Annotated in this window: 10 protein-coding genes; 6 read left to right on the forward strand and 4 right to left on the reverse strand. The window is 43.3% G+C overall.

Going from position 1 to position 13,254, the window contains the following annotated elements; translation table 11 throughout:
- Positions 1–62 precede the first annotated feature (62 nt).
- Positions 63–1,067 carry a lipoate--protein ligase gene (locus Q0895_RS05285; RefSeq protein WP_299186117.1) on the reverse strand — a complete coding sequence of 335 codons (1,005 nt, stop codon included), beginning with the start codon at positions 1,065–1,067 and terminating at the stop codon, positions 63–65.
- Positions 1,068–1,247: 180 nt separating this feature from the next.
- Entirely contained in the window at positions 1,248–2,303 is a 1,056-nt protein-coding gene (locus tag Q0895_RS05290; RefSeq protein WP_299186120.1) for a M28 family peptidase, read from the reverse strand.
- Between the two features lie 382 nt (positions 2,304–2,685).
- Here Q0895_RS05290 and Q0895_RS05295 point away from each other — a divergent pair, with 382 nt between their 5' ends.
- On the forward strand, positions 2,686–3,492 hold the full coding sequence (locus Q0895_RS05295) for a DUF2971 domain-containing protein (protein ID WP_075103381.1): 807 nt from the start codon (positions 2,686–2,688) through the stop codon (positions 3,490–3,492).
- A 120-nt stretch (positions 3,493–3,612) separates the two neighbouring features.
- Here the strand turns inward: Q0895_RS05295 and Q0895_RS05300 are convergent, their stop codons facing one another.
- Entirely contained in the window at positions 3,613–3,924 is a 312-nt protein-coding gene (locus Q0895_RS05300; RefSeq protein ID WP_299186125.1) for a Trp family transcriptional regulator, read from the reverse strand.
- Positions 3,925–4,178: 254 nt separating this feature from the next.
- Here Q0895_RS05300 and trpB point away from each other — a divergent pair, with 254 nt between their 5' ends.
- The 3 genes from trpB (at position 4,179) to Q0895_RS05315 (ending at position 7,859) form a co-directional block, all read left to right on the forward strand.
- Positions 4,179–5,405, forward strand: coding sequence for a tryptophan synthase subunit beta (gene trpB, locus Q0895_RS05305; RefSeq protein ID WP_299186128.1), 1,227 nt, complete (start codon positions 4,179–4,181; stop codon positions 5,403–5,405).
- Between the two features lie 131 nt (positions 5,406–5,536).
- The gene (locus Q0895_RS05310; protein ID WP_299186130.1) at positions 5,537–6,439 is read left to right on the forward strand and encodes a DMT family transporter; all 903 of its coding nucleotides are present in this window, start codon (positions 5,537–5,539) and stop codon (positions 6,437–6,439) included.
- 307 nt (positions 6,440–6,746) lie between these two features.
- Complete coding sequence (locus Q0895_RS05315; protein WP_058367939.1) at positions 6,747–7,859, forward strand: alkene reductase; 1,113 nt, start codon at positions 6,747–6,749, stop codon at positions 7,857–7,859.
- Positions 7,860–7,945: 86 nt separating this feature from the next.
- Here Q0895_RS05315 and Q0895_RS05320 read toward each other — a convergent pair whose 3' ends face one another.
- Positions 7,946–9,208, reverse strand: coding sequence for an NAD(P)/FAD-dependent oxidoreductase (locus Q0895_RS05320; RefSeq protein ID WP_299186132.1), 1,263 nt, complete (start codon positions 9,206–9,208; stop codon positions 7,946–7,948).
- A gap of 608 nt (positions 9,209–9,816) precedes the next feature.
- Between Q0895_RS05320 and acs the strand changes: the two genes are divergently transcribed.
- Together acs and Q0895_RS05330 are read left to right on the forward strand one after the other, a co-directional pair.
- A complete protein-coding gene (acs, locus tag Q0895_RS05325; RefSeq protein ID WP_299186134.1) occupies positions 9,817–11,787 on the forward strand; it encodes an acetate--CoA ligase in 1,971 nt (656 codons plus the stop codon).
- 200 nt (positions 11,788–11,987) lie between these two features.
- A complete protein-coding gene (locus Q0895_RS05330; protein WP_299186135.1) occupies positions 11,988–13,244 on the forward strand; it encodes an NAD(P)-binding protein in 1,257 nt (418 codons plus the stop codon).
- The last annotated feature ends 10 nt before the right edge of the window (positions 13,245–13,254 follow it).

Below are 13,254 nucleotides of genomic sequence, written 5' to 3' on the forward strand. Positions count from 1 at the left end.
GGCTGTTATAAGGAAGAATAAATATATATTTTACAAGGATTGTGAACCATCAACTCTATAATCTAACCTTCCATCTCGCTAATCAACCATTTCCCAAAATCGCTAACTTGCGCTGACAACTCAGGTTGCGAGTTTGCCAACTCAGCAAGCTTAGCTTTTACCTCACTACGATTGTATTTAGTGCCCGTTAAAGTCTGCTTCAACAAGTCGATCAGCTCCACATTTAGCGCATCAGAGAAGATGACCACCTCGCTAATGACTGCTTGCTTGACATCAAGGTGCAAATCAATAATGCCCCAATCAAATCGCGTCTCGATATGATGGCTAAATTCAGGCGTCTTACCAAAGCGCCAATCCCAATCTGCCATTTGTTGATAGTATTTATTGAGAGCTGGCTGCTTGGCGAGACTGGCTTCATCCAGCTCTTCTACTGGCGCGGTATCATTATAATATTCGTAAAACGCCTCGATAATCGCATCCGATAAAGTCTCGTGATTGATATTCTCGTTAAACTCAATCAGGTTAGCAACGCGCGCACGAACCGATTTAATGCCTTTGGCTTTGAGTTTAAGCGGATGGGGGTTGAGATAGTCGCCGAGCTTTTGCATGTTGGCATTGACAAGTAACGTACCATGATGAAAGCTGCGATCGGCGGCATGTTTAAAGGCGCTGCCTGATATTTTCTTATCACCAACTTGCATATCATTACGCCCAGATAAATCTGCATCTATGCCTAACTTCTTAAGCGCGTTAATAATAATGGTAAAGTTTGCGTCTTGGTCGTAGTCGGCTTTGGGCGATAAAAAGGTGAAGTTGGTATTGCCCAAATCATGAAACACCGCGCCGCCGCCACTCTGCCGCCGCGCCAAAAACACGTCGTCTTCTTCCATTTTGTCAATTTTGCATTCTACCCACGGGTTTTGCGAGCGCCCAATAACCACGGTCTCGCTATTGCGCCATAAGAATAGCGTGTGCGAGTCGGGATTCAGCGTGTTAAATATCCAATCTTCGGTCGCGAGGTTAAACCACGGGTTGGTCACGGCAGACTTTAGAATGCGCAGTTTCATTGGGTGTCCTTTTTATTATGGAGATTGTTAGTAGCAGCTATTGTTGCCCATGCAAGGTTGGAATTCAATGGAGATGTAATAGAAGGATAGAAAGATAGTCATTTTAAATAAAAAGGTTAAAGGTAGACTATTACCTTTAACCTTGAGTATTGCTATTGATTACTAATATTAAGCACTGTTTTATCGAATAGACTCAGCTTGTACTTGTTCTGCGATAAGTTTGGTAACAATTTGAGCAAAAGCACTCATGCGCTGTTTGATCCGCTCCTCGCCCAATGCTTGCGTCAATACTGCTTCGTTATCCACATCTGGGTTGTGCCATGAATAGCCACCGGGAATATCAGGATTATCCGTTTGCGTATAGCCATCAAAATCTGGTCCCAAGCTCCAGTTGGTTGCTTCAAAGGCGACGACAGGCATAATACTGTCAAATGACTCTTGATCGCTACAACAGCCAACGCCAAGAGGTTTATAAGGTTCGGTTTCGCCCGGAGGAATGATAGCTGGATTTACTTGCAAGCCAAGGTTAAGCTCGTTTGCAATACGCAGCGCCGCTTCGCGTAATTTGACGTTGGCTGCGATCTCATTGCCGTCATCGTCGTAACTATTGTCCCCAGCGTTGGCATACATATTATCGCCTGTGAGCAAGCTGTCTAGATTTATCATGCCGATGGCATTGTCAATCTCATCTTGGCTTAAGCTTTCTACAAATGCCTTGGAACCTTGCAGTCCGCCTTCTTCAGAGCCAAATGCCACGAATTTAATCGTATCTGCGGTATTGACTCCGTTAAAATGATAGACCAGCTCGCTTAGTACGCCAGAACCTGAGGCATTGTCATCTAATCCTTCAAGCTCGATATAATTAGGATACTGCGTTGCCGAATCATAATGAGCGCCTACGTATAAGGTTCGTCCGGTATTTTCTGTGCCTTCGTGAGTAACGACCACATTTTGACTGGTAATCGATTGATCAGCAAATGGCCCTCTAGAGGCGACAAAGGTAAAAGGCTGTAGTATCACCTCATCGCCATTATCGCCAAAGGTCATGCGCTGTTTCATATATTGAGCAGCGGCAAGCTCGGTACTCGATCCCATATAACGACCCGGATAATCACGCGCCAAGGTCAGTGCCGTATCAGTACCATACTCACCGTATGTAGGTACAGTAACAAATACGGCTTCGCTATCATCATCATTACATGCGGCCACCCCTGCAACCATGATAGCTACAGCCATAATTTTCATCGTTTGTTTTGAGGTTTGTTTCGCTATTATCTGTAACATCGTCAGCATCCCTGTTTTAGTTATTGAAAAAGACCTAATAAGTAATATAGAACGTTTTTAGACCAAAGTGTAAATAGTTTTATAGGGACATTGTCGTCAGTTGTGTTTTGACGGAGGTGGGTGGATAGCAGATTGGGGTAATGACTGTAAAGGGTGGTCTATAGAGGTCTTAATAAAGCTTGGACGTAATTTTGATTTTAGCGTAGGGTGGGTTAGCGAATGCGTAACCCACCTAATATGTCTAAAAAAGATAAGTTGTATACAGTATTCAATTAATGTAAAAGGTTAAGCTTACAAAATAATTTTACTGTTAGTTTAGTGTAGAAGGAAACACATGATTTTATACAAATATATGTCATTATCAGGTGCGATAAAAGCTATCGAAACGTCATCTATTGGTTTTACACACTTAGAAGACTTTAATGATCCTTTTGAATGTACTGCTTTTGGTTTTAAAGAAAAACCGAATTTTATGGTAAGTCCTCAAATAGCTCAAAACGCTTGTAAAAATAGATTCTCTCGAGGATATGCCGTATTGTCTTTGTCCAGACAACCACTGAACTCATTAATGTGGTCTCATTATGGGGATTCTCATCAAGGAGTTGTTATTGGTATTGATGTTGACGAAGCTAACTTTCATTCACTTTCCGATAATTTTATTCCATACCAGTTTGGTGAGATTGTATATACAAAAACTAAACCGCAGAATGATTTAGATATAATTAACGATGATGAATTAATGAATATTGGCAAAAATACTCTGTTCGAAGGAAACTTATTTAACCTTGCGAAAAGAGCTTTTTTATACAAATCATTAGATTGGGCTTACGAAGAGGAGGTAAGAGTAGTAAAAGAAGTTAAAAGTCTAAAAGCTAGCTATCATACCAGTGAAGGGGTTTTTGGAGACTTCAATATAGTCAGAATACAAAACAGACCCCTATACTGTTTTTCTATTCCTCAAAGTTCAATCAAAGAAGTTTATTTAGGTAAAAATATTTATAAAAATATATCGAGAACGGCAACAGTTTCTCAAAATGAATATGAGTCTTTAATTCAGGGCTGGCAAGACCAAGACATTGAAGTTTACTACTGTGAATGCGAATTAAATTCTTGGGATCTAAAGAAAAGAGCTAGTAGATAATTACCTAATTTCAATGGTGGGTTACGCCTTGTCCTCATTCTCTACGAGAACTCGACAAGTCTAACCCACCCTACGGCAAAATTCATATTTCATGCAATATCTAACCCAATAAAACCACACTCAAATTTCAATCTTTTCTCCAATATTCGGCAGCAATTTATCAATCTGATGCTGACTAAATACCTTGGCACCGCGGGAGACGGTTGCTATGCCGACACCAAGCTTTGCACTGATTTCTCTTTGGATCATACCTTGTTGCAGAAGGGCAAATATAGTTAAGCGGTTGGCAAGCTCCGTTTGTTCTTTATCGGTCATGAGCGCAGCAAATATCGCTGATAGACGTTCTGTGTCATCAGTTTCGACCAGTAGCTTAAGTAGATAATCATAAGCGCCGCTTGCTTGATTGTTCGCCTGAATGTCTTTTTGTGACATCTTAATATCCTCATAATATCTTCTTAATGAATCAAACTAGCTAATAAACACTTTCAGATCGTTTCTAGTTATTGACCTTAAACAGGACTTAACTTAGAATATGTTTCAGTGTACTAGAACATTGATACAATAGCTTTATTATAACGCTATAAAAATAATTTGCTTGGATAATTTTCAAACGCCAAAGTTTCAAATACTACAGTTTTCAATACCGTAATTTTAAATATCACAAGTTCAGATACTAGGGTTTAACGATGACAACAGATAATGCAACAGATAGCTATGGCCTACATCAGTCGATTTTGCCGAGTAGCGAGGGTTTATACGGCGAGTTTGGTGGCAAAATAGGCCATCCTGAACTTGCCAAAGCCATGGATGAGATAGAAATAGGATTTCGTGAAATTATCAAAGACGACGACTTTATCACTGAGATGAAACGTCTGCGTGAGACTTATGTCGGCAGACCTAGTCCGATATTCCATGCCAGACGCTTAAGCGCGCATTGCGGCGGGGCGCAAATTTATTTCAAGCGTGAGGACTTAAATCATACGGGCGCCCACAAGATTAATCACTGTTTGGGTGAGGTGTTACTAGCCAAAAAGCTCGGTAAAACCAAAGTCATCGCGGAGACAGGTGCAGGCCAACATGGCGTGGCGTTAGCAACCGCAGCGGCGTTGATGGGTGTTGAATGTGAGATTCACATGGGTGTGGTCGATATTGAAAAGGAGCATCCCAATGTCAGCCGTATGAAAATATTAGGCGCCAATATCGTACCCGTATCGCGCGGCGCAGGAACGCTAAAAGAAGCGGTAGACAGCGCTTTTGAGACTTATCTTAATGAGCTGGACACCAGTATGTTTGCCATTGGTTCAGCTCTTGGGCCAGCACCTTATCCCGAGATTGTCAGCTATTTTCAATCCGTCGTTGGTCGTGAGGCGCGGGCACAGTTCTTAGAGACAACTGGCAAATTGCCTAATAAAGTAGTCGCCTGTGTCGGCGGTGGTTCTAATGCTATCGGTATATTCAGTGGCTTTTTGGGAGATGAGAGCGTTGAAAAAGTAGGGGTAGAGCCCGCAGGCGAAGGTTTAGATACACCCAATCATGCGGCGACGATGACATTAGGTAACAAGGGTGAGATTCATGGCTTTAAATGTTATGTGCTGCTCGATAAAGATGGTGAGCCTGCGCCTGTCCATTCGATTGCTTCTGGTTTGGATTACCCAGGCGTTGGGCCGCAGCACTCACTATTAAAAGACAATAATCTGGCGACTTATGAGTCGGCGACAGACGCTGAGTGTCTAGAAGCCTTTATGTCGCTGTCACGATTAGAAGGTATTATTCCCGCTTTAGAGACTGCTCACGCCATTGCCTATGCAATGCGAGTGGCCAAAGATATGTCGCCTGATGACACTATTTTGGTCAATTTATCGGGGCGCGGTGACAAAGATATCGATTTTATTTTGAATAAAGTCGATTTGTAAATAATTAATGACTAACAAATACATAAAACAGCACCTAAAGAGCAATTAAAAAGTTATCATCGTGGCATTCTTAACAACATAACTTTTGACGACTTCGTAACAGCAGTCTAAACGCTTAATAGGATTCACCAGTGACTAAACGCGACCTCATTATCTTTTTTACCCTCTCTTTTATGTGGTCGCTGTCTTTTATATTTTATCGCGTCGGTGTGCCCGAATTTGGCTCGATAGCGTTTGCAAGCTTACGCGTATTGTTCGCAGGCTTAACCATGTTGGTCTTTGTGTTTGTCAGTTTGGAAAATCGACGCGGCATTCGCGAAAACTGGAAGCTACTGACCGTCGTCGGTTTATTTTCTACCGCTATTCCGTTTGTGCTATTTTCATTTTCAGCCCAGTCAGTGAACGCTGGTGTATTGGCAGTGCTAAACGCCTCTGTACCGATGATAAGTGGCTTTATCGCTAGTACATTTTTTAATGATAAGCTCTCAAAAAAGCAAATTCTCGGTCTATTTATTGGCCTTGCAGGTGTCATCATTTTAATGAGTGAGAGCTTGTTTGCTGGTGGTGAGTCAGATACAAGTTTGATTGAAGGCTTATTGCCAATGGGCTACGCTTTACTAGGCTGCGTCGGTTATGCGACAGGAGCCAATATTACCAAAAACTATTTGCAAGGCTTATCACCGATTGCTATCACCGCAGGCTCAACCATTATTGCCAGCATGGTCATGCTACCCATCGGCTTGTATGAGTTTCCCTATGGCAAAAGCATCAGTTTACAAGCGTGGGTATCTGTCATCTGCATTGGGGTGTTTTCGACAGCAATCGCACTGATTTTTATGAATCAGCTTATTAAAAATATCGGCCCAATGCGCGCGACCAGTATTACCTTAGTCATTCCGATTTTTGCGATATTCTTCGGTTATGTATTGCTTGGCGAAGCGTTAGATTTGGGCGCGATTATTGGCTCGGCAGTTATTTTAATTGGTACATATCTGTCTTTAAATATCTCTTTTAAAAAGATGATGAAAGCATAAGTGTTGTCTAAACATTAGCGCGTCACATGACTTAAATAGTTCGAATTGCCGTAGTTTAAATGTCTAAAATATATCTAAATCAATGTTTCTGTTTGTAAAGCTTGCTTGAATAATAGTACATGCTCCTTATAAAGAGAACGGTCATTCAATATAGGTCTTATTTAATAGGTATTTACTTATTAGCTAAGCAAACATACATTTTGTTGACCGAATAACTCATAAAGATTTCATAGTTATAAGTAAATTACTTTATAGTTGTGAATACTATTTTTATTCATGTTTTTGATAACAACAAACAGGGCATACCATGGCTTACGATAAATTATTTGAACCAGTAAAAATGGGTACGCAAACCCTAAAAAACCGTATCATTATGGCGCCATTGACTCGTCTGCGCGCCGTTGAACCAGGTGATGTGCCGACCGCATTGGCAGGTGAATATTATTCACAGCGCGCTGAAGGAGCGGGCCTTGTCATCGCAGAGGCGACGCAAGTGTCATTTCAAGCAAAAGGCTATGCAGGTGCGCCTGGTATCCATACCGAAGATCAAATGACTGCATGGAAAGCCATCGTCGATAATGTTCATGCTAAAGGCGGAAAAATCGTCGTTCAGCTATGGCATACGGGTCTTGTCGCACACGAAAGTGTCCAGCCTGATCGTCAGGCACCTATCTCAGCATCAGATGTCAAAGTCGATGCCCGCACATCTTTACGTGATAGTGACAATCAAGCGATTCGCGTCGATACCACACCGCCTCGTCCAGCCACTCTCGATGAGATTGAGCAAGTGATCAAAGACTTTGCTCATGCAACCAAAGTCGCTCGTGAGGCAGGCTTTGATGGCGTAGAAGTCCACGGCGCACATGGTTATCTGTTACATCAGTTTTGGGTTGAGCAAACCAATAAGCGCGATGATGAGTATGGTGGTAGCCGCGAGAACCGCGCACGCTTGACGCTTGATGTCGTCGATGCTTGTGTTGATGCATGGGATAACGATCACGTCGGTATTCGCATCTCGCCACAAGGCACGTTCAACGCGGTAGAAGCAGGCTATGATGAAGATGATAATATCTGGCTCATCGAGCAAATCAATAAACGCGGTTTGATGTATCTCCATCTCTCTGAACCTGATTGGGCAGGTGGCACGCCGTATAGCGATAGTTTCCGCCAGCGTATTCGTGATGCCTTTGATAATACGATCATCGCAGCGGGTGGCTATACTGCCGAAAAAGCAGAAAGAAATGTCCGTGAAGGCTATATCGACGCAGTTGCTTTTGGTCGTGATTTTATTGCCAACCCTGATCTGCCTGAGCGTATTCGTCAAGATGCGCCGCTCAATGAGCAGCATCCACAAACCTTTTATGGTGGCGGTAGCGAAGGCTATACCGATTATCCGTATTTGAACCAAAAACAAGCTTAAGTGTACGCTTAGTTTTAAATATCAATATAATAAAAAGCCGCCTTACTGTCATAGTAAGGCGGCTTTTTTTGAGCTTGTATTATCGGCTAAACGACTTCACCGCAGACAAAGCCACTTGCCCAAGCCCATTGGAAGTTATAGCCACCAAGCCAGCCCGTGACATCAAGCACTTCACCGATAAAGTATAGCCCATCTTGAAAGCTGCTTTGCATGGTTTTCGACGACACTTCATCGGTTTTTATACCGCCGCGCGTCACCTCAGCCGTACGATAGCCTTCAGTGCCAGAGGGTTTGAGTTGCCAACCATTTAAGGTTTCACCAAGCTCGCCTAGGCGCTCGTCTTTAATATTGGCAAGCTCTTTGTCTTTTATATCATCCCACAGCGTTGTTTGTAGGGCCGTCAGTAGTTTTTTAGGCAATGCATTGTCTGTATAGTCTGCTAGTACAGTACGGATAAGCTGCTTAGGGTGCGATTTTTTGTGAGCGAGTAGGAGGGCTGCGACATCGATATCAGGCAGTAAGTTGATATTGATATATTCGCCCGTCTGCCAATAGTTGGACAGCTGGAGCATGGCAGGGCCCGATAAACCGCGATGAGTAAAGAGAAGCGGCAGCTTAAATGAGATGCGCTCATTACTGGCAATCACTGGCAAACTAATACCAGCTAAGGAGCGGATAAGCTCGCCCGTCTTATCTGTAAAGGTAAAGGGAACGAGGCTTGCATCAGTCGGCATAAGCTGATGGCCAAACTGCTGTGCCAGCTCGTAGCCAAGACCGCTTGCACCCATCGTTGGAATAGACAGGCCGCCAGTCGCCACGACTAACGACTCACAGCTGTATTTTTGTTGCGAGGGTTTAACGCTATTAGCGATATCTTTTTTACTCAGTTTTTTAGAGGTCGATAGATCGAACCTTTTACATTCAGACTCATTGACACTGACCTTATCAATCTGGGTATTAGTGCGTATCTGTACACCTACCGCGGCGCATTCATCAAGTAGCATAGTGACGATATCTTGCGCGGAGTCATCACAAAACAACTGACCGTGCTCACGCTCGTGGTAAGCAATTTTATGTTTCTCAACCATGCCAATGAACTCCCAGCTGGGATAACGACTGAGTGCTGACTTACAAAAATGCGGGTTGGCACTGATAAAGTGTTCAGGCTCGACGAAGTAATTGGTAAAGTTACAGCGTCCACCGCCCGACATCAGGATTTTTTTGCCGACTTTATTGGCATGATCGAGCACCAACACGCGGCGGCCTCGACGACCAGCGGTAAGCGCGCAGTATAGCCCCGAAGCGCCTGCGCCAATGATGATGACATCGTAATGAGTGTTATTGTTCATGACGGTTTTGGTCCATAAAGCGCTGCTTTTAAACAAACGTAAAAATAAGGTAGAAGCAATGATATAGTTAGATCAAAATGAAGAAAATATATCGGAATGGGGACAAATTTTTTTTGCTTGCTGTGCCTACGCCGACAGAGGCTACAAAAAATTTGTCCCAATCCCGCGACATAATATCGTGTACCCATTTTATTTAGTATCGACTATATGAATATGTTGATATGAATATCATGCAAAAAGTGTATTTAGTATGGCTATTGTCCATATTTAACCTAGGGTTACAAGGATTAAATACGGCTCAATTTTCTACTATCTATGATTAATGGAGTGTATAAATACATAAGTAAACAGCTGTACATTGGAATTGTTGTAATTGGTGGTTGGTGTCTTGCATCACCTCCCCTTATTTGTCAAACTAGAGTCAGGGCGTCACTCATTATGGAAGATGATAGCCTGTTGTCTGCAATTACCGTCGTTACTGATTAGCTGCCGATTATCATTGTCTGATAGTAGTGTCATTGCTTCAGTTCCAGTCAGTATATTGGGTAGTTTTTTCTTTTATTCTTAATATTTTATGCAGGCAATAATAATTAAAAAAGGAATATATCATGACTCAGAAATCTTTTCCTATTACGGCTGAATTTATCGCCGCTGCCAATACCACCGCCGAGCAGTACGCTCACGACTATAAGCAGTCTGTTGAATCACCTGAGGCCACAGATGCCTTTTGGGCTAAGCGTGCTGAGCTGATTGATTGGATAAAAAAGCCAACTATCATTAGCAACGTCAGTTATGATTTGGAAGATTTTCGTATTAAATGGTATGAGGATGGCGAGCTAAATATTTCAGTAAATTGCCTCGATCGACACCTTAAAAACAACCCCTATAAGCCTGCTATTATTTGGGAAGGGGATCATCCTTCTTTACATAAGATTATCTCCTTTAAAGAGCTGCACGCTGATGTTTGCCGCTTGGGTAATGCTATGCGCAAGCTTGGGGTCGAAAAAGGCGATCGCGTGACTCTATATATGCCAATGATACCTGAAGCGATGATAGCGATGCTGGCATGCACGCGTATCGGTGCAGTGCATTCGGTCGTATTTGGTGGCTTTTCTGCTGAGAGCTTGGGTAATCGTATTATTGATAGTCAATCCAAAATTGTGATTACGGCCGATGAAGGTCTGCGCGGTAATAAACATACGCCGCTTAAGGTCAATGTTGATCGTGCGTTAGATATGGATGGTACTGACAGTGTCGAAAAAGTCGTTGTCGTGCATCGGACGGGTAATTCGATTCCGATGAGTGGACGCCGTGATGTTTGGTATCATTCTTTAATCGCTGGCGAGCAAGAGTGGTGTGAGCCTGAAGTCATGAATAGCGAGGACCCGTTATTTTTGTTATACACTTCTGGTTCGACTGGCAAGCCAAAAGGCGTGCTGCACACGACGGGTGGTTATATCACCTATGCGCTGTCGACTTTTCGCGATGTCTTCGATATCAAAGACGATGATGTCTACTGGTGTACAGCAGATATCGGCTGGGTAACTGGTCATACGTATTCCACTTATGGGCCGCTTGCTAATGGGACGACGACAGTAATGTTTGAGGGCGTGCCAGAATATCCAACATGGGCGCGGATTGGTCACATTATTGACAAGCACAAAATCAGTGTCTTATATACAGCGCCAACGGCGATTCGCTCAATGATGAAAGAGGGCGATACCTTCGTCCGTGAGTCTGATCGCTCAAGTCTGCGCCTGCTCGGTACTGTTGGGGAGCCTATCAACCCTGAAGCATGGGATTGGTATTATGATGTCGTTGGTGGAGGTCGCTGCCCGATCGTAGATACATGGTGGCAGACTGAAACGGGTGGTATTTTGCTTGCTCCAATACCGGGTACAGTCGCGCTCAAACCGGGGGCTGCGATGAACCCTTTATATGGCATCATACCGCAAGTGATTGATACCGATGGTACGGCACTTGAAGGTCCTGCTGAAGGCAATCTTGCTATCAGTAATAGCTGGCCGGGACAGATGCGTACTATTTACCATGACCATGAGCGTTTTTTGGAGACCTACTTTACTGAATATCCAGGCTACTACTTTACTGGTGATGGGGTACAGCGCGATGAAGATGGGCATTACTGGATTACCGGCCGGGTCGATGATGTCCTCAATGTCTCAGGCCATCGTCTGGGTACCGCAGAGGTCGAAAGTGCAGTAGATGCCCATCCTTCTACCGTTGAAGCTGCTGTCGTCGGTATGCCGCATGACATTCGCGGCGTGGGCATTGCCGCATTTATAATTCTTAGTATGGGTGAGGTTGCAAGCGATCAGCTAAAAGCCGAGCTAAATCGCCATGTGCGCAACGAGATTGGTCCGATTGCCAATTTAGATGCCATTTATATCGTTGAAGCATTGCCCAAAACTCGCTCTGGCAAGATTATGCGGCGCATCTTACGTAACCTTGCGGCGGGACAATATGTCGGACTGGGTGACCTATCCACCCTTGCTGATAGTTCAGTTATCAACAAGATAATCGACGTGGTTAAAGAAGAGCGCGAAGCAAAACGCTATTAGTAAGCAACAGCTGGCATTATTTATAGATATGGTTCATATTGTTCACGAGCCATGTTACTAGACAATCGTCAAATATCACAAAAGTCATGCTGTATTCAATAGCATGACTTTTTAATATATACGGCATTACAAAATTAAAAAAACTCATTTTTTAATAAGGTTTTTAATCGTAGCTCTCTCTTACAAGGCTTACTGTCCCTATGACTGACCATTCTGCACCGACTACTGGCAACAATGTGAAGCAAACTAATAATGATAATCAGAACACACTGAATACTGGCCTGAACACTGCACCAAAAATAGCCATTATCGGAGGTGGGTTAACGGGTCTATTTACAGCGTCACTGTTAGAGCGCGCCTTTGTTAAGCAAAAAACTAAACCATCTGCGAATGATTTAGCACCGCAAATTACTATCTTTGAAAAATCACGTAGCGTTGGTCGCCTAGCCACGCGCTATCGCACCGATAGCAATACTAATAAAAACTGGCAATGGGCATTTGGTGCCCAGTTTTTTACGGCAAAAACCTCTAGCTTTCAGCAATTTATCGCGCCTTGGCTAGACTCAAGATTACTGCAACCGTGGTGCGCTCAAGTAGTTAATTTGACGCCAGCTAATGCCAATTCTCAAGATGCTTATTCACCTGACATTCAGAAAAAAGAGCAGTGGGATACCAATCATGCACGTTATATTAGTACCCCTAAAATGACCAGTTGGGGGCGCGCATTGGCTGATGATCTGCAGCATACAACTATTAACTTTAAAACCCGTGTCGCACCAATCAACAAAGCGCAAATAGATAACGCAAAAGCTCATAAAAATATAAAGACTGAACTGTTTGATGAAAAGGGCCATAGTCTTGGCAGGTTTGATTGGGTTATTTGTACAGTGCCCAACGGTCAGGCAGTAGAGCTGATGGCAGATAGCGGCTTTATGGAGCAAGCCAAAATTACCGAACCAAAAATGCAAGCTTGCTATACGCTCATGCTAGGCTGGGATAATGTTGGTATGCTTCCTGAAACTCTGAGCAATCAGACAGCGCCAGTATGGGATGTGGCTTATGTAAATGACTCAATACTCGATAGAGTGTTTATTGAACATCAAAAGCCTGCTCATAATAAGCTACTTCCAAGTGTCACTATTCATGCGCGCAACGACTGGTCAGAAAAGCATGTCGATGATGATATGGAGACGGTTAAAGCGCAATTATTAGCAGCAGCCCAGCAAGCGTTGCATTGGAGCGCGGATACAGCACCCAGCCAGATAGATTGTCATCGCTGGCGCTATGCTGCGACAGTGATTGAGGCAAAAAATAAAGACAACAATGAAACGTTAGGAATATTGTTTGATCAAGAGCATCAATGGATTGTCAGTGGTGACTGGTGCGGACAAGGCAATATTGAAAGCTGTTATCACGTGGCAAAAAACACCGTACAAAGCATCAGTAAAATAAAGTAGACAAGATAAG

The organism is uncultured Psychrobacter sp. (genome assembly GCF_947495825.1).
Taxonomy (GTDB): domain Bacteria; phylum Pseudomonadota; class Gammaproteobacteria; order Pseudomonadales; family Moraxellaceae; genus Psychrobacter.

Coding starts and splice junctions, on each gene's coding strand:
- acs (WP_299186134.1), top strand. CDS start 9,817: ATGACTCAGAAATCTTTTCCTATTACGGCTGAATTTATCGCCGCTGCC.
- Q0895_RS05285 (WP_299186117.1), bottom strand. CDS start 1,067: ATGAAACTGCGCATTCTAAAGTCTGCCGTGACCAACCCGTGGTTTAAC.
- Q0895_RS05300 (WP_299186125.1), bottom strand. CDS start 3,924: ATGTCACAAAAAGACATTCAGGCGAACAATCAAGCAAGCGGCGCTTAT.
- Q0895_RS05295 (WP_075103381.1), top strand. CDS start 2,686: ATGATTTTATACAAATATATGTCATTATCAGGTGCGATAAAAGCTATC.
- Q0895_RS05320 (WP_299186132.1), bottom strand. CDS start 9,208: ATGAACAATAACACTCATTACGATGTCATCATCATTGGCGCAGGCGCT.
- Q0895_RS05315 (WP_058367939.1), top strand. CDS start 6,747: ATGGCTTACGATAAATTATTTGAACCAGTAAAAATGGGTACGCAAACC.
- trpB (WP_299186128.1), top strand. CDS start 4,179: ATGACAACAGATAATGCAACAGATAGCTATGGCCTACATCAGTCGATT.
- Q0895_RS05290 (WP_299186120.1), bottom strand. CDS start 2,303: ATGGCTGTAGCTATCATGGTTGCAGGGGTGGCCGCATGTAATGATGAT.
- Q0895_RS05330 (WP_299186135.1), top strand. CDS start 11,988: ATGACTGACCATTCTGCACCGACTACTGGCAACAATGTGAAGCAAACT.